We start from the raw sequence: 22830 nt of genomic DNA, 5'->3' as shown, positions 1-22830 counted from the left end.
ACTCTCCGCTACCGGCACGGCAGCACCATCCGCCCCACCGGCCCCGAACGACACGCCCGTCACCCCGGAGGAGTCCACGATGAACCAGCCGCGACCGCTCGCCCGCCGCGCCGGAACCGTCACCGCCACACTGGTGCTCGCCGCACTCGCCGGCGTCCCGCTGGCGGGGGCCGCCTCCGCCGCACCCGCCCAGGACGTCGACTGCCCCGCGCTCACCCGGTCCGCGGCCCAGGCGATCCTCGACGCCGACCCGTCGGACCCGAACCGGCTCGACCGGGACGGTGATGGTCTGGCCTGCGAGGACTCGGACCTCGCGCCGTCCGGCGGTACGGCTCCGGCGGAGCCGTCCGAGGACCGCGCCGCGGCCAGCCCGTCCGAGGACCGGGTCACGGCCGACCCGTCCGGGAGCCAGGTGTCGGTGGTGCCGTCCGGCGGGGTGGCCGCCGGTGACGGCTCCGGCGGGCCGGACGGCCCGGCCGACGCGGGCACGTTCCTGCTGGTCGGCGCCGGCGCGGTCGTCGCGGCGGGCGCGGGAGCGGCGGTCCGGGCGGGGCGCCGCGCGGGGCGCCCGGACCCCGTCCGGGGCTGAGGTGCCCGGAGCAGGTCCGCGACGGGGCCGGGTGGTCGGGGCGCTGCTCGTGGTCGCGGTCGCCCTGGCCGTTCCGGCAGCCGCGCCGCCTGCGGCGCTCGGCGGGACGGTCCCCGCTCCCCCGACCTCGACGGTGCGCCCGGCTGCGGCACCGCTTCCGGCCGCCGCACCGGTCCGGGTGCGGTCCGGGGCCGCCGGGCTGGACAGCACGCTCGTCCCGCTCGGCCTCGACGCCACCGGCGCGCTCGCCGTCCCACCGGACGGCGCGACGACCGGGTGGTTCACCGGCGCACCCGCACCCGGAGCGCCGGGTCCGGCGGTGCTCGCCGCGCACGTGGACTGGAACCACGCGCCGGGCCCGTTCGCCCGGATCGACGAGCTGGCCGCCGGGGACCTGGTGCAGGTGGACCGCAGCGACGGCCGGACCGCGACGTTCGAGGTGCAGGCCGTGCGCCGCTATCCGAAGGACCGGTTCCCGACCGCCGCCGTCTACGGCGACCTGCCCGGCGCGGGCCTGCGGCTGGTCACCTGTGGCGGCTCGTTCGACCGCGGGGTGCGCAGCTACCGGGACAACGTCGTCGTCTGGGCGGCGCTGGTCACGGACTGATCCAGGGCGGTCGCACGACACGTCGGCTCCACAACGCGGGCGCGGTCGGGGCGGGCGTGCGGGTGGGGGATCAGTCGCCGCGGGTGTCGCCGCGGGTGTCGCGGCGGATCGGATGGTCCGGCGGGATCTGGACCAGGACGATCCGGGTGCCGTCCGGGTCGGCGATCCACATCTCGTGCAGTCCCCACGGTTCCTGACGGGGTTCGCGCAGCACCGGCACCCCGGCGCCGGACAGCTCCGCGTGCGCCGCGGCGAGGTCGCGGACCTGCATCCACAAACGCAGGCCACCGCGGTCCGGGGCCGGCCCGTCCGGGGCCCCGGACGCCCGCCCGTCCGGCGCTCCGGACGGTGCGGCCGAGACCTCCAGCAGGCCGTTGCCGAGGAAGAACACCGTGCCGCCCTGGAACTCACGGGAGATCGCCAGGCCGAGGACGTCGCGGTAGAAGGCCACCGCGGCGTCCGGGTCGGCGGGGCGCAGGATGGCGCGGCTGCTGAGGATCTCCACGACGTCGCACGCTATCCGGCGGAGCCGGGTCCGCGTGAGTTTGCTGCCAATGCGAACTTCCTGTCTTGCCGCGCGTGGCCAGGCGTGCTCACCTGATCGGGTACCCCGTCCCTCGGACCACGGAGGTCGAGTGTCCGCCGCGACGACCCGTCAGCGCCCGATCGTCGCGATCACGGTCCTCGCCTCGTGCGGACTGCTGGTCTCGCTGATCCAGACGATGGTGATCCCGCTGCTCCCGCGGTTCCCGCAGCTGCTGTCGGTCAGCCCGTCGACGGCGTCCTGGCTGATCACCGCCAACCTGGTCGCGGGTGCGGTGTCCGCTCCGGTGCTGGGCCGGCTCGGCGACATGTACGGCAAGCGGCGGATGCTGCTCGTCGCGCTCGGCCTGGTCGGCGCCGGATCGCTGATCGGTGCGCTCGCGCCCGGCATCGGGCTGATGCTGCTGGGCCGGGTGCTGCAGGGTGCGGCGTTCGGGGTGATCGCGCTCGGGATGAGCCTGATGCGCGACGTCCTGCCGTCCGACCGGGTCGGCTCCGGCGTCGGGCTGATGAGCTCGTCGCTCGGCTTCGGCGGTGCGATCGGGCTGCCGGTGACCGGGGTGGTCGCCGAGTTCGCGCACTGGCGGTGGCTGTTCGCCGGGGCCGCGGTGATCGCGGTCCTGCAGATCCTGGTAGTGCGCCGGCTGGTCCCGGAGTCGCGGCTGCGCGCCGGCGGCCGGTTCGACGCCGTCGGTGCGGTCGGGATCGGCGGCGCCCTCGTCTGCCTGCTGCTCGCGGTCTCCAAGGGCAACGACTGGGGGTGGGTCTCGCCGCCGGTCCTCGGCCTGCTGGCCGGGGCGGTGCTGCTGGCGCTCCTGGTGGGGCGCTACGAGCTGCGCGTCCGGTCGCCGCTGGTGGACCTGCGGGTGTCCGCACGGCCGGCGGTGCTGCTGACCAACCTCGCCTCGGTGCTGATCGGGTTCGCGATGTTCGCGGGCTTCGTGCTGGCCACCCAGATCCTTCAGGCACCGGTGGCCACCGGCTACGGCTTCGGGCTATCGCTGATCTCCTCCGGGCTGGCGCTGCTGCCGATGGGCGGGGCGATGGTGGTGTTCTCCTCCGCCTCCGCGCGGCTGTCGCGCACGCACGGCCCACGCACCACCCTGGTCCTCGGCTCGGCGCTGCTCGGTGTGGGCAACCTGGCGTACTCGACGATGCCCGGCTCGGTGTGGCTGGTGATGGTCGTGGCCACCGTGACGGCCATCGGTGCCGCGTTGGCCTACTCGGCGATCCCGCTGCTGATCATGCGGGCGGTGCCGGAGTCCGAGACGGCGGCCGCGAACAGCCTCAACACGCTGGCCCGCCAGCTCGGCACCAGCTCCTGCACCGCGGTCGTCGCGGCCGTGACGACGGCGCTGGTGCTCGACGCCGGCGGGCTGACCGTGCCGGCCTCGGGCGCCTACACGATCGCGTTCGCCGCGGCCGGTGCCGCGGCGCTGGTCGCCGCGGTCGTCGTCCTGCTGACCCCGGCGCCGGAGCCCGCCCTGCCGGCCTCCGCGCAGCCCGCCGCGGCCTGAGTGAGGACCGTCGGGTGCGCCGCCCGGCCGACCCCGCCGGCCCCGGGTCTCCCGGGCCCGAGCCCCGGGGGCTCGGTGTCCCGGGTCGCGAGCTCCGAAGACCCCAGGCCCGGGCGCCAGATGCAGCGGGCGTGGCGCCCGGGCCGTGTCTTGCGCCACCATGACCGCCGGGTGTGCACATGCACGTGCACGCAGCGCCACCGCCCGGCGACCTGCCGTGACTGCTCCACTATGGACTCCGACCCGCGACTCACCTGGGCAGACCCCGACATTCGAATCCGAACGCGACGGTAGAACCGGCCGGTAACATTCCGGCCGGTAACAGTCGGAGTTGACCGGGAATCCGTGAGGGCGCACACTCCGGGGTCCGGATCACATTTCAGTCGTGGGCGCACGCCGATATCGTCAGGGCACCGCATACAACTCGATCAACCGGCTCGCTCAGCGTCTGAACCTGCTGATTCCGCCCGGTCGGCGCCACCCAGGAGGTCTCCCGATGAAGCCGTTCGTGGTGAACAACCACGACCGCCTGGTCTTTCCCGCCAACTTTCTCGCAGAACTCGATTTCTCTGTGATCGACGACCTGGAACAGTTCAACGCAATCGTCGGACGCGATTTCGAGGCCAAGGCGCCGACCGGGACCGATATCCTGGAACGCATCACCGCCGGTAAGTACGAGAGCCGTTTCGGCCTGCTCCGCGACATGAGCCAGAACCTGTTCTGGGTCAACCGGTTCTCGATGACCATGTTCGAGAAGCGGCCGACCCGCTGGCGCGACCTGCCCCGGCACCGCGGCGACGTCTTCCTGCCGGTGCTGACTCCCTGGCAGGGCGGCGACACCAAGGTCCGCGCGGTCCGCGAGGCGTTCGAGTCGCTGCCCGCCACCTGGGACGACGCGACCGAGCAGCACATCTTCGATCTGCTCTTCGACGTGTTCGGCCACCGCCGCCACCACGCCACCGAGCTGCCGGCCGTGAAACCGACGGTGCAGGAGTTCCTGGCGACCCCGGACGCGATGACCTTCGTCGTGCCGACCCACGACCCGGACTTTCCGGTCTTCTCCTGGGGCGAGATCCTCGACGCGAACGCCGAGCGCCCGGAGCTCGAGGCGCTGACCCGCTGGGCGATGGTGCTGCACAACCAGTACCCGTGGGACCGCGCCGCCACCGAGCTGCGCACCGCCGACCGGATCGGCGACGACGACCACGTCATCGCGTTCCACCCGCGCAACCGGGACGTCACCGCGTTCCTGGACCGCGTCACCGGCACCCGCCCGGCCCGCCGGGGCCGGATCTCCACCCGGTCCGAGCCGGTGCAGCCGCAGACCCCGCTGCCCCCGGTCCGGGTGCGCGAGGCGTTCGCGGTGCAGCCGAAGGTCGAGGCGCTGGCCGTCGTCCGTGGCGAGCACGTCTGCTCGAACACCGACGTGGTGCGCAACTCGGCGTTCTCCTGGTCCCCGATGAGCGCCGACGAGATCTCGGCCAAGACCGGCATCGACCAGCGCCGCTACACCGAGCTGGACATCGAGGACCTGGCCTGGTCGGCGGCGGTCCGGGCGCTGGAACACTCCGGGCGCCGGACCGAGGAGATCGGCGCGGTCCTGGTCGCCACCTGCACCAGCGAGCGGCTGATCCCGTCGCTGTCCACATGGCTGTCCGGGCAGCTCGGCCTGCTCCAGACCCACTGCTCGGCCGACATCATCGCGGCCTGCGCCGGGCTGCCATACGGCCTGGCCGAGGCGGTCCGCCAGCTGCAGGAGGTGAACCGGCCGGTCCTGCTGGTCTGCGTGGAGAAGTTCTCGGACAAGATCGGCAACGTCCGCACCTCGCGGATGATCTTCGGCGACGGCGCGGCCGCGATGGTGATCGCGCCGGCCGCCGATGGCGAGGCCGGCGACGTCGACCTGCTGCAGACCTACGCCTCCGGGCCGGTCTCCCAGGTCAACTCGATCATCTGGCCGAACCCGGAGTTCGACAACGACATCACCGTCTACGGCCCCGAGGTCAAGGCGCTGGTCGCCCGCTACCTGGACCAGATGATCGGCGAGCTCACCGGGCAGGCCGGACCGGACGGCGAGGGCTCGATGCTGGACGCGATCGACGTGATCGTCCCGCACCAGGCCAACAAGACGATGATCCTGCAGCTGGCCGGGAAGGCGGGGCTCTCGGCCGACCAGCTCTACTTCAACATCGAGACGATGGGCAACGTGTCCGCGGCGTCCATCCCGATCGCGATGTTCGACGCCGCGGCCGACGGCGTCGTGGCCGGCCGCACCCGGGTGTTCGCGCCCGGCTTCGGCGCCGGCGCGGTCGGCGGCTACGCGGTGCTGACGGTGGACCCGGCGGTGATGGCGCCCGAGGTAATCCTCGACCCGGCCGTCACGTCGACCGGGGTGTCGCCGGTGGAGAGCCCTGCCGCACCGACCTCCGACGACGTCCGCATCGCCTTCGGCGAGTGACTCCCGAGGAGGTGACACGGTCCACGATGGGCGAGGAGGATCCCACCACCGTGCCGTGTCCCGTCCACCTGACGTCTCGCACCCGCTGACCGCACACAGGAGCAGTGAACCCCGCAAATGTTCTCGCGCATCGCCATCGTCAACCGCGGTGAACCCGCCATGCGGCTGATCAACGCCGTCCGGGAGTGGAACGCCGAGCAGCCCGCCGACCGCAGGCTGCGGACGATCGCCCTGTACACGGCGGTCGACCGCCGCGCGATGTACGTCCGGGAGGCCGACGAGGCCGTCCTGATCGGACCCGACGACCCGGACCACATGGGCACCAGCCCCTACCTCGACCACGCCGAGCTGGAGCGGGCGCTGCGCGCGACCCGCGCCGAGGCCGTCTGGCCGGGCTGGGGCTTCGTCTCGGAGAAGGCCGACTTCGCCGAGCTGTGCGAGCGGCTGGGGATCATCTTCGTCGGTCCGTCCGGCGAGGTCATGCGCCGGCTCGGGGACAAGATCGCCTCCAAGCAGCTGGCCGAGTCGGTCGAGGTCCCGATGGCGCCGTGGTCCGGCGGGCCGGTGACCGACGTCGAGGCGGCCCGCAAGGCCGCCGGGACCATCGGCTTCCCGCTGATGGTGAAGGCCACCGCGGGCGGCGGCGGTCGTGGCATCCGCTTCGTCGCGAGCGCGGACCAGCTCGACGAGGCCTTCGAGCGGGCGGTCTCCGAGGCGTCCCGGACGGCCGGCGACGCGACCGTGTTCCTGGAGCGGGCGGTGGCCGGCGGCCGGCACGTCGAGGTCCAGGTGGTCGCGGACGCCACGGGCGACGTGTGGACCCTCGGCGTGCGGGACTGCTCGGTGCAGCGGCGCAACCAGAAGGTGATCGAGGAGTCGGCGTCCACCGCGCTGGACGCCACGCAGGAGAAGCTGCTGCGCGACTCGGCGGCCGAGCTGGTCCGCGCCGCCGGCTACGTCAACGCGGGCACCGTGGAGTTCCTCTACCAGCCCGAGGAGCAGCTGCTCTCCTTCCTCGAGGTCAACACCCGGCTGCAGGTCGAGCACCCGGTCACCGAGGCGTGCACCGGCGTCGACATCGTCAAGCTGCAGCTGCACGTGGCCGCGGGTGGGACACTGGCCGAGGTGGCGCCGTCGGCACCGTCGGCGCTCGGGTGGGCGATGGAGGCCCGGCTGACCGCGGAGGACCCGGAGCGCGAGTTCGCTCCCGCCCCGGGACGGATCGAGCACCTGGCGCTGCCCAGCGGCCCGGGCATCCGGGTGGACACCGGCGTCGCGGCGGGCGACGTCATCCCGCCGCAGTTCGACTCCATGATCGCCAAGGTGATCGCCTGGGGCCGGGACCGCGGCGAGGCCCGCGCCCGGCTGACCCGCGCGCTGCGGCAGACCGCCGCGGTGATCGACGGCGGCTCCACCAACAAGGCGTTCCTGCTCGACCTGCTCGACCGCGACGAGCTTCGCTCCGGCGACGTCGAGACCACCTGGCTCGACTCCATGATGGCGCAGGGCTACACGCCGCCGCGCCGGGTCGACGTCGCGCTGCTGGCCGCCGCGATCCAGTCGCACGAGGGGCACGTGACCCGCCAGCAGGACCGGCTGTTCCGCTCCGCCGAGGCCGGCCGGCCGGAGGTCGGCTACGACACCTGGCACCAGACCGACGTCACCGCGGCCGGGCAGCCCTACAAGCTCCGGGTCGCCCGCACCCGGGCCGGGCGCTACCGGGTCGAGCTCGACGTACCCGGTTCCTCGCCCCAGTCGGTGGACGTCGACGTCGAGCGCAACGGCGCCTACGAGCGCCGGCTCACCGTCGGTGAGCAGAGCTGGGCCGTGCTGTCGGTGGCCCAGGAGTCCGACTACCTGGTCGAGGTCGACGGCGCGGTGCACCGGATCTCCGGCGGCGAGGCCGGCATCGTCCGGGCCCCCGCTCCGGCGATGGTCGTGGCGCTGCCGGTCTCCCCCGGCGACAGCGTGGCCGAGGGCGACACGGTCGCGATCGTCGAGTCGATGAAGCTGGAGACCTCGCTGCGGGCGCCGTTCGACGGCACCGTGGCCGACCTACTCGTCCCGGCCAACACCCAGGTCGACGGCGGCACGAAGCTGATCCGGCTGGAGCCCGCGGCCGACGCCGACGCCGTCGCGGCCCCCGCCGACGACCGGACGGACTTCTCCGCCTTCACCGGCGCCGGCGAGGCGGGCGCCCCCGGCGCGATCGCCGCCGACGCGCTGTCCGCGCTGCGCTACCAGGTGCTCGGCTTCGACGTCGACGAGACCCAGGCCCGGCCGCAGCTGCGCCGGCTCGCCTCAGCCCGGTCCGGCCTGGCCGACGACGATCCTGCGGTGCTGGCAGGCGAGACCGCCGTGCTGCAGATCTTCGCCGACCTGTGCGCGCTGTCGCGCAACCGGTCGGAGACCGACGACGAGACCGGCGAGACCGAGCGGAACCCGCAGGAGTACCTCTACGCGTACCTGCGCAGCCGGGACGCCGAGGACGAGGGCCTGCCCGAGTCGTTCCAGGCCAAGCTGCGCGCCGCGCTGGCGCACTACGGCGTGTCGGACTCCTCGAAGCAGGCCGACCTGGGCCCGGCGCTGTACCGGATGTTCCTGGCCCACCGGCGCGCCTCGCAGCAGGTGCCGGTGGTGCTGGACCTGCTGAACTGGCGGCTGAAGCACCCCGGGTCGCTGACCGCGCTCGCGCCTGCCGACCGCGAGGCCTACCAGCGGACCCTGGACGACCTCGTCGTCGCCACCCAGCTGCGGCACCCGGTCGTCGGCGACACGGCCCGGCTGGTCCGCTACCGCGCCTTCGACGCCCCGGTCGTCGCCGCCGAGCGCAAGCGCGTGCTCGACGAGGTCCGGGAGAGCCTGGACGTGCTGGCCGAGAACCCGGACACGCCGGACCGGGCCCGGCGGATCGACTCCCTGGTCGCCTCCTCCGAGCCGATCCTGGGCGTGTTCGGCGCGCACCACGACGCCGTGCTGCTGGAGGTCATGACGCGGCGCTACTACCGGGTGCGACCGCTGCGCGAGCTGGAGCTGACCGAGCACGCCGGCAAGCCGCTGCTCACCGCGCACTACCAGTACCTGGGCAACGACCGCGCGGTCTTCGCCTCGGTGATCGATAACAACGACCCGGCGGGTGCCGCGGCGACCGCCGAGGAGCTCCGGCGCCGGGTCGGCGAGCTGGGGGCCGGGCGGACCGCGCTGGTCGACCTCTACGTCACCTCCACCAAGGCCGACGACGGCGGCGACCCGGACGCCCGGGCCGAGCGGGTCCGGGCGGCGCTGGGCCGGGTGCCCGGTGGTGTGCTGCACCGGGTCGCGGTCGCGGTGCGCCCGAACCCGCGGGCCGCCGGATCCGAGGCTGCCGACTCGGCCGAGGGGCCGACCTGGTTCACCTTCCGCCCCGACGAGACCGGTGAGCTCGTCGAGGACCGGACGCTGCGTGGCATGCACCCGCTGGTCGCCGACCGGCTGCGGTTGTGGCGGTTCCGCAACTTCGAGCTGAACCGGCTGCCCGCGGCGACCGACGTGCACCTGTTCCGGGCCACCGGCCGCGAGGTCACCGCCGACGACCGGCTGGTCGCGATGGCCGACGTCCGCGAGCTGACCGTGCGACGCGACGACGAGACGGGGAAGGTCCGGTCGCTGCCGCAGTTCGAGCGGGCACTGGACGCCTGCATCAACTCGCTGCGCGCGGCCCGGGCCGGCGACCGGACCCTGGCCCGGATGTCCTGGAACCGGATCCAGCTCTACGTCTGGCCGGAGGTCGACGTGCCGCTGGCCGAGCTGAACTCGGTGGTCCGCCGGCTCGCCCCGCGTACCGCGAACCTGGGGCTGGAGCAGGTGCTGGTCGAGTTCCGCACCCCCGAGAGGAGCGTCAGCGGAACGAGCATCAGTACTGCGAGGAGCGTCAGCGGAACGAGCATCAGTCCCGAGAGGAGCGTCAGCGCAGACCCCGCCGTGAGCGGCGGCGAGGGCATCGCCCGCTCGATGCTGCTGCGGATGTCCCGCCCGCCGGGCGCCGGGCTCACCGTGCGCCTCGACGAGCCACCGACCGAGCCGATGCGCGAGCTGGACGCCTACGACCAGAAGGTGCTCAAGGCCCGCCGCCGCGGCGCGGTGTACCCCTACGAGATCGTCCCGCTACTCACCGCGCCGGTCGACGCCGGCCCGGGCACCTGGACCGAGTACGACCTGGACGACGGTGCCGATGGGGGCGTGCCGCACCCGGTGGAGCGCGCCCCCGGCGGAAACACCGCCAACCTGGTGCTCGGCGTCGTCTCGGTGCCGACCCGGCGATACCCGGACGGCATGCGGCGGGTCGTGCTGCTGGGTGACCCGACCCGGGCGCTCGGCGCGATCGCCGAGCCAGAGTGCCGCCGGGTGCTGGCCGCGATCGAGCTGGCCCGCGAGATGGACGTGCCGATCGAGTGGTTCGCCGTCTCGGCCGGCGCGAAGATCGCGATGGACTCCGGCACCGAGAACATGGACTGGATCTCCCGGGTGCTGCGCGGGATCATCGAGTTCACCCAGGACGGCGGCGAGCTCAACGTGATCGTCACCGGGATCAACGTCGGCGCCCAGCCCTACTGGAACGCCGAGGCGACGATGCTCATGCACACCAAGGGCATCCTGGTCATGACGCCGGACTCGGCGATGGTGCTGACCGGCAAGCACTCGCTGGACTTCTCCGGCGGTGTCTCGGCCGAGGACAACTTCGGCATCGGCGGCTACGACCGGATCATGGGCCCGAACGGCCAGGCGCAGTACTGGGCACCGGACCTCTCCGGTGCCGTGCAGGTGCTGCTCCAGCACTACGCGCACACCTGGACGCTGCCCGGCGAGCGGTTCCCGCGGCCTGCCCCGACCACCGACCCGGTCTCCCGGGACGTCACCACCGCCCCGCACTCCGGCCCGAACTGCGAGTTCACGACGCTGGGCGAGGTCTGGGCGGAGGAGACCAACGGCGAGCGCAAGAAGCCGTTCGACATCCGCTCGGTGCTGCGCGGTGTCGCCGACGCCGACCACCCGACGGCCGAGCGGTGGGCCGACATGCACGACGCCGAGTCGGTCGTCGCGCTGGACGCGCACCTCGGCGGGCAGCCGATCGCGATGATCGGCATCGAGTCCCGGCCGATCCCGCGCCGCGGCCCGAGCCCGGTGGACGGCCCGTCCCAGTTCACCGCCGGGACGCTGTTCCCGCGGTCCTCGCGCAAGTGCGCGCGGGCGATCAACGCGGCGTCCGGGAACCGGCCGCTGATCGTGCTGGCGAACCTGTCCGGGTTCGACGGCTCGCCGGAGTCGCTGCGCGGGCTGCAGCTGGAGAACGGCGCCGAGATCGGCCGGGCCATCGTCAACTTCGACGGCCCGATCGTGTTCTGCGTCGTCTCCCGCTACCACGGCGGCGCGTTCGTGGTGTTCTCCGGAACGCTGAACGACAACATGGAGATCGCCGCGATCACCGGCTCGTACGCCTCCGTGCTGGGCGGCGCCCCGGCCGCGGCCGTGGTGTTCGCGGGCGAGGTCAACGACCGCACCGCGAAGGACGAGCGGGTCACCGGGCTGGAGGCCCGGATCGCCGAGGCCACCGAGGCCGGGAACGAGGCTGAGACCGCCCGGCTGCGTGGCGAGCTCGCCACGCTCCGCCCGGACGTCCGCTCGGAGAAGCTCGGCCAGGTGGCCGACGAGTTCGACAACAAGCACTCCATCGAGCGGGCGCAGAACGTCGGCTCGGTGCACCGGATCGTCACCCCGGACCAGCTGCGGCCCTACCTGGCAGACGCAGTGCAACGGGGCATGAAGCGAACGCTCGATACCCACGAGAGCGACAACCCTGGAGGTTCCGCATGACCGCCATCACCGACACCCAGCCGGAGCAGCGCGTCGCGATCGTCACCGGCGGCGCACGTGGCATCGGCGCGGCCATCACCACCGCGCTCGCCCGGCAGGGAGTGCACGTCGCGGCCGGCTACAGCTCCAACTCCAAGGCCGCCGAGGACCTGCGGGACAAGCTCGGCGCCGAGGGCGCGTCGGTCTCGATGCACCAGGGCAACGTGGGCTCGCCGGACGACTGCCAGCGCGTGGTGTCCGAGGTGCTCGAACAGCGTGGCCGGGTCGACTACCTGATCAACAACGCCGGCATCACGGTGGACAAGACCGTCCGCAAGCTGTCCGTGGACGACTGGCACGCGGTGCTGCGGATCAACCTGTCCGGCTCCTTCTACATGTCCAAGGCGCTCCTGGAGCACATGATCGGCAACAAGTTCGGCCGGATCGTGAACATCTCCTCGGTGATCGGCCAGACCGGCTCGATCGGCCAGGCCAACTACGCCTCCTCCAAGGCGGGCCTGATCGGCTTCTCGAAGTCGCTGGCCCAGGAGGTCGCGAACAAGGGCATCACGGTGAACTGCGTCGCGCCCGGGTTCATCGAGACCGAGATGGTCGCCGCGATGCCGGAGAAGGCCCTCGAGAAGATGCTCGCGAAGATCCCGGTCGGCCGGCTGGGCCAGGCCGACGAGATCGCCCGCGCCGTCCAGTTCCTGGTCGACGAGCGCGCCGGTTACGTCACCGGGTCGGTGATCAGCGTCAACGGCGGCATGGACATGGCGTCCTGACCGTCCTCCCCGCCGAGAGCCCCGTGCGACGACGCGCGGGGCTCTCGTGCATCACACCCGGCCCGCCGCGGCGGCCGGATTCCCGCCGAGATGCAGGTCAGCGGGATTTGTCGATCTCCACGGGCCGCTGAGGTGCATCTCGGCGAGGATGGTCCGTGCTCGGACGGTCAACGCCGGGAGCACAGGGCCTTGGACTCCAGGACCCGCGCGGCGGCGACGTCGTTGGCCTGCGCGGGGATCCGGCCGCTGCCCAGCGCCTGCTCCGCGGCGTCGAGCAGCGGTGCGACCGGGGTGACGTTGGAGAACAGCGCGATGTCGGCGCCCGCGGACAACGCCCTGGTGGTGGCCTCGGCCAGCCCGAACCGGTCGGTGATCGCCTTCATGGCGCCGAGGTCGTCGGTCATCACGACGCCGTCGAACCGGTACTGCTCGCGCAGCAGCCGGTAAGCGGCCGGGTCGACGCTCGTGGGGTTCCCGCCCGTCAGGCCCGGAACCTCCAGGTGGCCCAGCATCACACCGATCCGGCCGTCCAGCGGCTTCCCGGGACCGACCAGCGCCGCGTAGGGCGTCAGATCCCGCTTCTCGAGCTCGGCCAGGGGCGGCGTGCTGACCGAGCCCTCGTGCGAGTCGCCGGAGCCCTCGCCGTGCCCGGGGAAGTGCTTGAGGACGCCGTACACGCCGCCGGCCTGCTGGCCCTCCGCCCACGCCTGCGCGTAGCGGGTGGCGGTGTCCGGGTCGTCGGAGAACGACCGGTCGCCGATGACGCTCGCGCGGGCCTGGTCGGAGACGTCCACGGACGGGGCGAGGTTCCAGGTGACGCCGCGGGCCTTCAGCTGCCCGGCCCGCTTCCGGGCGATCTCGGTGACCTGCTCGGGGGTGTTCGAGGCGGCCATCTGCCGGGCGCTGGGGATGTCGCCGTCCAGCTCGTCGATCCGCTGGACCCGGCCGCCCTCCTCGTCGACGGCCGCGGCGAGCGGGGTGCGGGAGGCGTCCTGCAGCGGCTGCATCCGGTCGTCCTGCAGCAGCGCGGTCTTGTTACCGCCCAGGAAGACGCCGCCGACCTGCGAGCCCGCCACGATCGCCCGCGCACCCGCCGGATCGGAGGCGTCCACCCCGACCATCAGCCGTTGCGCCAGCCGGTCCCGCGGGGACAGCGCCGCCACCATCGGAGCGCAGTCCGGCGGCCCCGGCGGTGCCGCCGCGGTGCCCGGCGGCGCGGCCCCGGGCGCCGCAGGGTCGCCGGCCGCCGGGTCACCACCGGTGGCCGCGGTCAGGGCGGGTCCCGCGACGACGAGTCCCGCGATCAGCCCGCCGGCGACCAGGGCGGTCAGCAACCCGGTGCCGGCGGGCCGGCGCCGTCGGGACCCGGTGACCGGGTGAACACGTCCTCGCATCGCCGATCATCGTGACAGCTCGGGCGCCGCCCCGGGCCGTCGCCGCCCGCGTGTCCCCGGGTCGACGCCGAGGTGCACCCCGCGATCGCCCGGCGGCCAGGCCCCGCCGGACCCACGCGCATCTCCCACGCGCATCTCCGGGCGGCACACCGCCGTCTCCGGAGCGTGGCCGGGCAAGCCGCTCAGGCGATCGGCGGGACCTGCTCGGCCGCGGGCGGCGGGCCCGGCGGGGTGCCGTCGCCGAACGGGCGCCCACCCAGCTCCGCGCGGCCGTGCGGGTCCAGCCAGTTCGCCGTGTCCGGCCCCAGCGGTACGACGCCGGTCGGGTTCACCGAGCGGTGCACGCCGTAGTAGTGCTGCTTGATCTGCTCGATGTCGATGGTGTCGCCGAACCCGGGGGTCTGGAACAGGTCCCGGGCGTAGGCCCACAGCACCGGCAGCTCGGTGAGCTTGTGCCGGTTGGCCTTGAAGTGGCCGTGGTAGGCGGCGTCGAACCGGGCCAGGGTCACCCACAGCCGGATGTCGGCCTGGGTGATGGTGTCCCCGACCAGGTAACGGCGGGTCGCCAGGTGCTCGGACAGCTCGTCGAGGCGGGCCCACAACGCGCGGTAGGCCTTCTCGTAGGCCGCCTGGGTGGTGGCGAAGCCGCACTTGTAGACGCCGTTGTTGACGTCGTGGAAGATCCCCTCGCCGATCCGCTCGATCGCGTCCGGCTCCGGCCAGAGGTCCGGGGCCCCGGCGCGGTGGAACTCCCGCCACTGGGTGGACAGGTCGCGCTCCAGGGCGGCGTACTCGTTCGTCGCGACCTGGCCCGAGGCGACCTCCACCATCGCCGGCACGGTGACGCCCTCGCGGTAGCCGGGAACGGCCTTCTCGTAGGCCTCGCGCAACCACTCGATGCCCAGCACCGGGTCGACGCCGCCGGGGTCCAGGTGGAACCGCCAGCTGCGCTCGTCGTGCAACGGCCCGGCGATCCCCAGCGAGATCGCGTCCTCCAGCCCGAGCAACCGGCGGGTGATGATCACCCGGTTCGCCCACGGGCAGGCCCGCGCCCCGACCAGCCGGTAGCGCCCCGCCTGCACCGGCCACGGGGACGACCCGTCGGCCGTGATCCGCTCGGCCACCCCGAGCGGTTCCCGCACGAACTCGCCGCTCTCGCGTTGGGTCCCCATGACCGCGACGGTAGTGGGGTGTGACCCGCCCCGCAGGCCCGGCGCGGGCCGCGTCCGGACATGATCCGATACCGCGGTGAGCACCGGTGACGACGACGTCCTCCTGCCCGGCACGCACCCGGACGCCGCCCCCGGCGGCCCGCTCGAGCGGGCGCTGGCCGACCTGGTCCGGCCGGGGGCCCGGGTCGCGGTCTCCGACGCGTGCGGCCTTCCCTACGTCCTGGCCGGGCCGCTGAGCCGGGTCGCCGCGCGGGCCGGCGGCGTGCGGCTCGTGCTGGGCTGGGTCCCCGGCCCGGCCCCGTCGCTGGACCCGGCCGCGTTCGCCGACATCCGGACCGTCGTCGGCGGTCCCGGCCTGCGGGCCCTGATCGAGTCGGGCGCGGCACACCGGGTCCCGGCCCGGCTGTCCGCGACGCCGGCGCTGCTGGCCGGCCCGCTGCGCCCGGACCTGCTGCTGGCCACCGTCGTCGAGCACCCGGATGGGTACCGGTTCGGCGCCGAGGCCTCCTGGATGCGCGGGCTGGCCGCCGCCGGGGTACCGGTGGCCGCGGTGGTGTCCCGGTCCGCCCCGCACGCCGAGGCCGGGCCGCCGCTGCCGGACGTCACCGTGCTCGGCACGGTCGACGGCCCGGCCGGTACCCCGCACACCATCGAGACTCCCCCGCCCACCCCGACCGACGAGGCGATCGCGGCCGGGGTGGCCACGCTCGTCCCGGCCGGCGCCCGGGTGCAGTTCGGGCCGGGCCGGCTGGCCGGCGCGCTGATGGCCGCCCTGGACGTACCGGTGCAGATCGACTCCGGCCTGCTCGGCGACCCGGTCGTCGACCTGGACGAGCGCGGGCTCCTGCGCGGGACGCCGTCGTCGCTGGCGCTCTACGGCAGCCCCCGGCTGCACGCCTGGGCCGAGGGCCGCGGCGTCGTCCGGCCGGTCGAGCACACCCACGACGTGTCGCGGCTGGCCTCGGACGCGGGCCCGCTGATCGCGCTGAACGTCGCGCTGGAGATCGACCGGGACGGCCAGGTCAACGTCGAGGGGGTCGCCGGGTCGGCGGCCGGGATGATCGGCGGGCATCCGGATTTCGCCGCCGCGGCGACCATCGGGCCCGGCCTGTCGGTGATCGCCCTGCCGGCCACCCACCGCCGCCGCCCGACGCTCGTCGACGCGCTCGGTGGGCCGGTCACCACGCCGTCACACGATGTCGAGGTCGTCGTCACCGAGCGGGGGTGCGCGGACCTGCGCGGCCTGGCACGATCGGAGCGACGTCGGGCCCTTGACGCACTGTGGAGTGGCTCGCCTGAGCCGGTCGAGTGAATTTCGACTGATGCCGTGACCGACATCACACAGTTCTTTTGGGCGCACCGGGAGTGGCGCCGCGCACACCCGGCGGTGGGCGGCGTCACCGCTCCCGGCTCCGCGCACCGGACCGGGCCACCGGACGGGCGAGGCGCCGACGGCACAGGTAAGAGCGCCGTCGCGCGCTGCCCGGCCCGGGCGAGACGGGCGAACGCACTGTGACCGGACACACCGGTAGATCCGGCCCGGTTGCGTATAGCACAACATCTGCTCCCGATCCATGGCCCGGCATCGGGTGCGGACAGACCCGGCCCGTCCGATCTACGGTCGACCGACCCCGCAGCACCCGAACATTTCGAGGAGACCGCGGTACATGACAGCCGACCACCGCACCGCCAGCGACGAGCTGCCCGAGCTCGGCCGAACCGTCCAGGAGTTCGGCGACGAACCGATCGAGGTTCGCGAGTCGACCCACTACAAGCACGAGTACGTGCAGACGTTCGTCGACAAGTGGGATGAGCTGATCGACTGGCGCGGCCGCTACGAGAGCGAAGGAAAGTTCTTCGTCGAGCAGCTGCGCAAGCGCGGCGTACGCAGCGTCCTCGACGTCGCGACCGGCACCGGGTTCCACTCGGTCCGGCTGCTCGAAGAGGGCTTCGACACCGTCTCGGCCGACGGCAGCGCCGAGATGCTGGCCAAGGCGTTCGACAACGGCATGAAGTTCGGCGGGCACATCCTGCGCGTCGTGCAGGCCGACTGGCGCTGGCTGAACCGGGACGTGCACGGCGAGTACGACGCGATCATCTGCCTCGGGAACTCGTTCACGCACCTGTTCTCCGAGAAGGACCGGCGCAAGGCCCTGGCCGAGTTCTACGCGATGCTCAAGCACGACGGCGTCCTGATCCTGGATCAGCGCAACTACGACTCGATCCTGGACAACGGCTTCTCGTCGAAGCACCAGTACTACTACTGCGGTGACGGCGTCGTGGCCGAGCCGGAGCACATGGACGAGGGCCTCGCCCGGTTCCGGTACGAGTTCTCGGACGGGTCCGAGTACCACCTCAACATGTTCCCGCTGCGCAAGGACTACACGCGGCGGCTCATGCACGAGGTCGGCTTCCAGCAGATCGACACCTACGGCGACTTCCAGTCGACCTACTCGGACGACGAGCCGGACTTCTTCGTGCACATCGCGGAGAAGACGTACCTGGAAGACCCCGAGGAGGGCTCGGCGTGACGGCGCAGCAGGCCGAGAGCACGGCGCGGAGCTACTACGACTCCGAGGACGCGGACAACTTCTACTCCCGGGTCTGGGGCGGCGAGGACATCCACGTCGGCCTCTACGAGACCCCGGACGAGGAGATCGCCACGGCCAGCCGACGCACGGTGGCCCGGATGGCCGAGGTCGCGGGCATCGGTGCCGGAACCCGGGTGCTCGACCTGGGCGCCGGGTACGGCGGTGCCGCGCGCCAGATCGCGAAGCGGCTCGGCGCGGCGGTGCACTGCCTGAACCTGTCGCCGGTGGAGAACGAGCGCAACGCCCGGCTGACCAAGGAACAGGGTCTGGAGAACCTGATCACCGTCGCGACCGGCACGTTCGAGGACGTCCCGGTCGAGGACTCCTCGGTCGACGTCGTCTGGTCGCAGGACGCGTTCCTGCACTCGGGCGACCGGGACGCGGTGCTCGACGAGGTCGTGCGGGTGCTCAAGCCCGGCGGCCAGGTCGTGTTCACCGACCCGATGGCCGTCGACGGGCTCGACCAGTCCTCGATCCAGCCGATCCTGGACCGCATCGCGCTGTCCACGATGGCCACGCCCGGGTTCTACACCGGTGGGCTCGAGAAGCGCGGGCTGTCCGCGGTGACCTTCCACGACCACGCCGCGCAGCTGCCCACGCACTACCGGCGGGTGCGCGAGGAGCTGGTGGCCCGCGAGCAGGAGCTCGCGTCGACGATCAGCGCCGACTACATCACCAACATGAAGGCAGGCCTGCAGCACTGGGTGGACGGTGGCAACGCCGGCAACCTGACCTGGGGCATCGTGCACGCGGTCAAGAACTGACCCACGCACCCGGCGACGGCCCGACCCCCACGGGGGCCGGGCCGTCGCCGTGTCCGGGGCCGGTCAGTTGTCGTCGTCCCCGCCGCCGCCCTGCTCGTCCTGCTCGTCCTGGTCGTCGCCGTCCTGGTCGTCTCCGTCCTGCTGCTGCTGTTGCTGCTGCTGCGGGGGTGCCGGCTGGGCCTGGTCACCGCCGCAGGAGGCCGCGGTGGTGAACACGAGGGCGAGGGCGGCGAGGGTGCCGAGCAGCGCCCGGATCAGGGTCTGACGTCGCATGTGCCCGATTGTGTCACCGACGCCGCTTCTCGGTCCCGCAGGAACCGGGCCAGTTCGGCTGCGGTCTCCGCGGGCCGCTCGTCGACCAGGAAGTGCCCGGCCTCCCCGATCTCCCGGCCGGTGACCATGGACGGGTCGCGGGCCAGCCGCCGCCACACGTGCAGCGGGTTCTCGGCGTTCGCGCCGACCACCCCGCGGCCGCCCCACAGCACCAGCGTGGGGGCGGCGATCCGGTGCCCGGCGGCCTCGTCGGCGGCGTCGTGCTCCAGGTCGATCGAGGCGCCCGCCCGGTAGTCCTCCAGCATCGCGTGCCGGGCCGCCGGGTCGGCGAACGCGCGCTCGTAGCCCGCCAGCGCCTCGGCCGGGTGCGCGTCCAGGCCGGAGCCCCAGCCCCCGAGCAGCGTGTGCAGGTAGCCGATCGGATCCCCGCCGATCAGCCGTTCCGGCACGTCGGCCGGCTGGATGAACAGGAACCAGTGGTAGTAGGCGGTGGCCGACGCCTTGTCCACGTGGTCGTACATGTAGGCGGTGGGCAGGATGTCCAGCAAGGCGGCCCGGGTGACCCGCTCCGGGTGGTCGAGCAGCATCCGGTGGGTGACCCGGGCGCCCCGGTCGTGCCCCGCCACCGCGAACCGGTCGAACCCGAGCCGGGTCATCACCTCGACCTGGTCGGCGGCCATCGCCCGGAACGAGTACGCCGCGTGGTCCGGCCCGGAGTCCGGCCGGCCGGACGCGCCGTAGCCGCGCAGGTCGGTGGCGACGACGGTGTGCGTGCGCGCCAGCTCGACCGCCACCGGATGCCACATGGCGTGGGTCTGCGGGAACCCGTGCAGCAGCAGGACCGGGGGCCCGCTCCCGCCGCGGACGCCGTGGATCGGTACCCGCTCCCCGGCCGCCCCGTCGACGGTCAGGTCGAACGGTGTGAAGTCGTCGAACACCTCGCCGTGCCCTCCTGTGCTCCGCTCGGGTGCGCGTCCGCGCCGGTTTCGAAGACCCAGAACCGCAGCACCGTGTAGCGCAGCACGCCACCGGCGAGGCTGGCCGCCGCCACCGCGGCGGCCTCCTGGCCGGGGGTCGGCTCGGTGATCAGCGCGTGCAGCGTCACGAGCACCACGGACGTGTAGCAGGCGTAGAACGCGACCGTCCCGACGTCCTGCACCCAGCCGCGCAGCCGGTGTGCACGGGCGCCGTCGAAGGCGAACCGGCGGTTGGCCTCGGTACTCACGGCGGTCGTCAGGGTGAGCGCGATCAGGTTCGCCGGGAACGTGTCCAGGACGTAGCGCAGCAGCAGGAACAGCACCGCGTTCAGCGCGGTCGCCGCGCCGCCGACGGTGGCGTACCGGACGAGCCGGCGCACGGTCGGGTAGCGGGCGTGCCACCACGACGGCACGTGCCCGCCGTGCCGCTCCCCCGGCCCGGGCGCCGATGCTGGGTTCACCTGTCCTCCTGCGCCGATCCCACTACGGATCTTCCCAGGAGATACCCGCGCCGGGTAGCCGCGAATCCGCCTCGCCCGTCACACGGCGCCCCTACACCGCCAGGAAGACGGTCTCCCCCGCGCCGCGCAGCCGGATATCGAACCGCAGCGTCCCCTCCCCGGCGTCGGTCGCGACCAGCGTGTCCCGGCGGTCGGCCGGGACGGCGGCCAGCACCGGGTCGGCGGCGTTCGCGGCCGCCTCGTCCGGGAAGTAGATCCGGGTGACCACCCGGTCCAGCAGGCCGCGGGCGAACACCGAGACGTCGATGTGCGGAGCCTCGGCGGAGCACACGCCAGCACCGTGCGGAGCCTCGGCGGAGCACACGCCAGCACCGTGCGGAGCCTCGGCGGAGCACACGCCAGCACCGTGCGGAGCCTCGGCGGAGCACACGCCAGCACCGTGCGGAGCCTCGGCGGAGCACACGTCAACACCGTGCGGAGCCTCGGTACCGCCGTCCGGGGCCGGCAGCGCGCCCGGGCGCACGGTGCGGATCCACCAGCGCCCCTCGGCGTCGGTGGCGCTGCGACCGAAGCCCCGGAAGCCGGGCACCGCGGACACCACGGCACCGCGCGGGTCGTCCGGGTGGTCGAACCGGCCGTCCGGATCGGCCTGCCAGGTCTCGATCATCGCGTCGGTCACCGGGTCGCCGTTGCCGTCGCGGACGACGCCGGTGATCGTGACCGCGCCCGGCGTGCCCTCTGGCACGACGTCGGCGCCGTCGGTCCAGGTCAGCCCCAGCGACAGGAACGGGCCGACGGTCTGGGACGGCGTCGGGGCCGGGGCCGGGTTCGGGCTCATGCGTGCGGCTCCTCGAACGGGGTCTGCTCCCGGCCGCGCAGCACGATGTCGAACCGGAACGCCAGCGCCCACTCCGGCCGGGTCGCGTCCAGGTCGAAGGTGGAGACCATGCGCTCGCGGGCGCCCTCGGGAACCGAGTTGTAGATCGGGTCCTGGGCGAACAGCGGGTCGTCCGGGAAGTACATCTGGGTCACCAGGCGCTGCGGGAACGCCCGGCCGAACAGCGAGAAGTGGATGTGCGCGGGCCGCCAGGCGTTGTGGTGGTTGCCCCACGGGTACGCGCCCGGCTTGACCGTGGTGAACGTGTAGTCGCCGAGCGCGTCGGTCAGCACCCGGCCGCCGCCGGTGAAGTTCGGGTCCAGCGGAGCGGGCCAGTTGTCCCGCTTGTGCGCGTACCGGCCGGCGGCGTTGGCCTGCCAGATCTCGACCAGGGTGTCCGGGACCGGGCGGCCGTCGGAGTCCAGCACCCGGCCGAAGACGACGATCCGCTGGCCCAGGGCCTCGCCACCGGGTCCGATCGTGAGGTCGTCGTCGCCGGGGGCGATCGGGCCGGTCAGCAGCGGGCCGGTGATCTCGGTGAGCCGGTGCGGCACGACGACCGGCTGCTGCGACGGCGCGCGCAGGCCGGTGCTCCGGTAACCGGGGGACTCCAGCGGCGGGTGCGTGCCCTCCGGGGCCGGCGCGTAGCCGGGCGGGCGGACCAGGGGCGGCGTCATCGGCGGTTCCTCTCGTGGTGGGGGTGACGCTCAGTGCTGATGTTCGCTTCGCAAGCTGCGCTCAGGCGGCGCCGTGCGGCAGGCCGACGTAGTTCTCGGCCAGGCTCGTCGCGGCCGCCCGGGAGGTGACCGTGTAGCGCAGCTGGGACCGCTGCAGCCCGAGACCGAACGGGTCGCCGGCCTCGGTGCTCCGGTCGAACCGGTGCAGCATCGAGGTCATGAACCAGGAGAAGTGCTCGGCCCGCCAGACCCGGCGCAGGCAGGTGGCTGAGTACTCGTCGAGCCCGGTCTGCGACCCGTTCGCGTAGAAGGCGGTGAGGGCCTCGGCGAGCACCCGGACGTCGGCGATCGCCAGGTTCATCCCCTTGGCGCCGGTGGGCGGGACGATGTGCGCGGCGTCCCCGGCCAGAAACAGCCGCCCGCGGCGCATCGGCTCGGTGACCATGCTGCGCATCCCGGTCACGCCGGGCTTCTCCAGGAGCTCCCCCTCGTTGAGGGTGAACCCGTCGCAGGCCAGCCGGGTCTGCAGCTCGTCCCAGATCCGGCGCTCCGGCCAGACCCCCGGGTCGGCGTCCGGCGGCACCTGCAGGTAGAGCCGGGTGACCTCGGGGCTGCGCATGGAGTAGAGGGCGAAGCCGCGGTCGTGGTGGGCGTAGACCAGCTCGTCGGTGGTGGGCGCCGCCTTCGCCAGCACGCCCAGCCAGCCGAACGGGTACTCGCGTTCGGCGACGGTGCCCTCCCCGCCCGCCAGCAGCTCCGGGCGGGAGACGCCGTGGTAGCCGTCGCAGCCGGCGATCACGTCGCAGCGCAGCAGGTGCTCGGTGCCGTCGGCCGCGGTGTAGCTGATCGACGGGGTGTCGGTGGTGACGTCGTGCAGGCCGACGCCGGAGACCTCGAACTCGACCAGCAGGCCGGCGTCGTCCACCCGCTCGGCGAGCAGGTCCTTCACGACCTCCTGCTGGCCGTAGACGGTGATGCCGGTACCGACCAGGTCGGCGAAGTCGATCCGATGATCCGTCGCGGGGCCGCCCGGCGTCTCGGCGAACCGCAGCGAGATGCCGTGGTGCGGCATCCCCTCCCGGTCCAGCCGGCCGGCCACACCGGCGTCGCGGAGCAGCTCCACGGTCGGGGCCTCCAGCACCCCGGCCCGGACCCGGCCCTCGATGTGGTCCCGGCTGCGGGCCTCCAGCATGACCGACTCGATCCCCGCCCGGGCCAGCAACCGGGCCAGCACCAGCCCGGCCGGCCCGGCACCGACGATCCCGACCTGCGTCCGGTGCTCGCTGCGCTGCGCCATGCTCCCACCCTGTCCCAGC

Annotated in this window: 16 protein-coding genes and 1 pseudogene; 8 read left to right on the top strand and 9 right to left on the bottom strand. The window is 73.3% G+C overall.

The genetic code is table 11. The features are described 5' to 3' along the window. Positions 1-79: 79 nt before the first annotated feature. The gene (locus ACLFMI_RS10655; RefSeq protein ID WP_410947616.1) at positions 80-589 is read left to right on the top strand and encodes a calcium-binding protein; all 510 of its coding nucleotides are present in this window, start codon (positions 80-82) and stop codon (positions 587-589) included. Between the two features lies 1 nt (position 590). After that, complete coding sequence (locus ACLFMI_RS10650; protein ID WP_410947615.1) at positions 591-1196, top strand: class F sortase; 606 nt, start codon at positions 591-593, stop codon at positions 1194-1196. Positions 1197-1266: 70 nt separating this feature from the next. Here the strand turns inward: ACLFMI_RS10650 and ACLFMI_RS10645 are convergent, their stop codons facing one another. Next, positions 1267-1701, bottom strand: coding sequence for a VOC family protein (locus tag ACLFMI_RS10645; RefSeq protein ID WP_410947614.1), 435 nt, complete (start codon positions 1699-1701; stop codon positions 1267-1269). Positions 1702-1831: 130 nt separating this feature from the next. Between ACLFMI_RS10645 and ACLFMI_RS10640 the strand changes: the two genes are divergently transcribed. The 4 genes from ACLFMI_RS10640 (at position 1832) to ACLFMI_RS10625 (ending at position 12328) form a co-directional block, all read left to right on the top strand. After that, positions 1832-3256 (top strand): MFS transporter, encoded by a 1425-nt coding sequence (locus tag ACLFMI_RS10640; RefSeq protein WP_410947613.1) that lies wholly within the window; start codon positions 1832-1834, stop codon positions 3254-3256. A gap of 496 nt (positions 3257-3752) precedes the next feature. Continuing rightward, positions 3753-5714 (top strand): 3-oxoacyl-ACP synthase III family protein, encoded by a 1962-nt coding sequence (locus tag ACLFMI_RS10635; RefSeq protein WP_410947612.1) that lies wholly within the window; start codon positions 3753-3755, stop codon positions 5712-5714. Positions 5715-5831: 117 nt separating this feature from the next. Further along, positions 5832-11564: an ATP-binding protein gene (locus tag ACLFMI_RS10630; RefSeq protein WP_410947611.1), complete on the top strand. Its 5733-nt coding sequence runs from the start codon at positions 5832-5834 to the stop codon at positions 11562-11564. After that, a complete protein-coding gene (locus tag ACLFMI_RS10625) occupies positions 11561-12328 on the top strand; it encodes a beta-ketoacyl-ACP reductase (RefSeq protein ID WP_410947610.1) in 768 nt (255 codons plus the stop codon). Before ACLFMI_RS10630 ends, ACLFMI_RS10625 begins: the two co-directional genes overlap by 4 nt. A gap of 167 nt (positions 12329-12495) precedes the next feature. On the opposite strand, the gene ACLFMI_RS10620 is transcribed toward ACLFMI_RS10625, so the two are convergent. Both ACLFMI_RS10620 and ACLFMI_RS10615 read right to left on the bottom strand, forming a co-directional pair. Next, positions 12496-13722: a glycoside hydrolase family 3 N-terminal domain-containing protein gene (locus tag ACLFMI_RS10620; RefSeq protein WP_410947609.1), complete on the bottom strand. Its 1227-nt coding sequence runs from the start codon at positions 13720-13722 to the stop codon at positions 12496-12498. A 182-nt stretch (positions 13723-13904) separates the two neighbouring features. Beyond that, positions 13905-14894 carry a glutathione S-transferase family protein gene (locus ACLFMI_RS10615; RefSeq protein WP_410947608.1) on the bottom strand — a complete coding sequence of 330 codons (990 nt, stop codon included), beginning with the start codon at positions 14892-14894 and terminating at the stop codon, positions 13905-13907. A gap of 76 nt (positions 14895-14970) precedes the next feature. Between ACLFMI_RS10615 and ACLFMI_RS10610 the strand changes: the two genes are divergently transcribed. After that, the gene (locus ACLFMI_RS10610) at positions 14971-16206 is read left to right on the top strand and encodes an acetyl-CoA hydrolase/transferase C-terminal domain-containing protein (protein WP_410947607.1); all 1236 of its coding nucleotides are present in this window, start codon (positions 14971-14973) and stop codon (positions 16204-16206) included. A 355-nt stretch (positions 16207-16561) separates the two neighbouring features. Further along, positions 16562-18249, top strand: a pseudogene (locus ACLFMI_RS10605) (glycine/sarcosine N-methyltransferase). Between the two features lie 63 nt (positions 18250-18312). Here ACLFMI_RS10605 and ACLFMI_RS10600 read toward each other — a convergent pair. The 6 genes from ACLFMI_RS10600 to ACLFMI_RS10575 all read right to left on the bottom strand — a co-directional run bounded on the left by ACLFMI_RS10600 (position 18313) and on the right by ACLFMI_RS10575 (position 22811). Then, entirely contained in the window at positions 18313-18522 is a 210-nt protein-coding gene (locus ACLFMI_RS10600) for a hypothetical protein (protein ID WP_410947606.1), read from the bottom strand. After that, entirely contained in the window at positions 18504-19460 is a 957-nt protein-coding gene (locus tag ACLFMI_RS10595; protein WP_410947605.1) for an alpha/beta fold hydrolase, read from the bottom strand. The genes ACLFMI_RS10600 and ACLFMI_RS10595 overlap by 19 nt, the downstream gene beginning before the upstream one ends. Beyond that, complete coding sequence (locus ACLFMI_RS10590; protein ID WP_410947604.1) at positions 19430-19960, bottom strand: GtrA family protein; 531 nt, start codon at positions 19958-19960, stop codon at positions 19430-19432. The genes ACLFMI_RS10595 and ACLFMI_RS10590 overlap by 31 nt, the downstream gene beginning before the upstream one ends. Before the next feature lie 91 nt (positions 19961-20051). Continuing rightward, the gene (locus tag ACLFMI_RS10585) at positions 20052-20798 is read right to left on the bottom strand and encodes a dioxygenase family protein (protein ID WP_410947603.1); all 747 of its coding nucleotides are present in this window, start codon (positions 20796-20798) and stop codon (positions 20052-20054) included. Next, positions 20795-21514: a protocatechuate 3,4-dioxygenase subunit beta gene (gene pcaH / locus ACLFMI_RS10580; protein ID WP_410947602.1), complete on the bottom strand. Its 720-nt coding sequence runs from the start codon at positions 21512-21514 to the stop codon at positions 20795-20797. The genes ACLFMI_RS10585 and pcaH overlap by 4 nt, the downstream gene beginning before the upstream one ends. A gap of 61 nt (positions 21515-21575) precedes the next feature. Then, entirely contained in the window at positions 21576-22811 is a 1236-nt protein-coding gene (locus ACLFMI_RS10575; protein WP_410947601.1) for a 4-hydroxybenzoate 3-monooxygenase, read from the bottom strand. Positions 22812-22830: the final 19 nt, after the last annotated feature.

This window comes from Pseudonocardia nantongensis (genome assembly GCF_046546495.1).
GTDB lineage: Bacteria > Actinomycetota > Actinomycetes > Mycobacteriales > Pseudonocardiaceae > Pseudonocardia > Pseudonocardia nantongensis.
The sequence above is the reverse complement of the archived record's forward strand: the minus strand, read 5'-3'. Positions and strand labels throughout refer to the sequence as shown.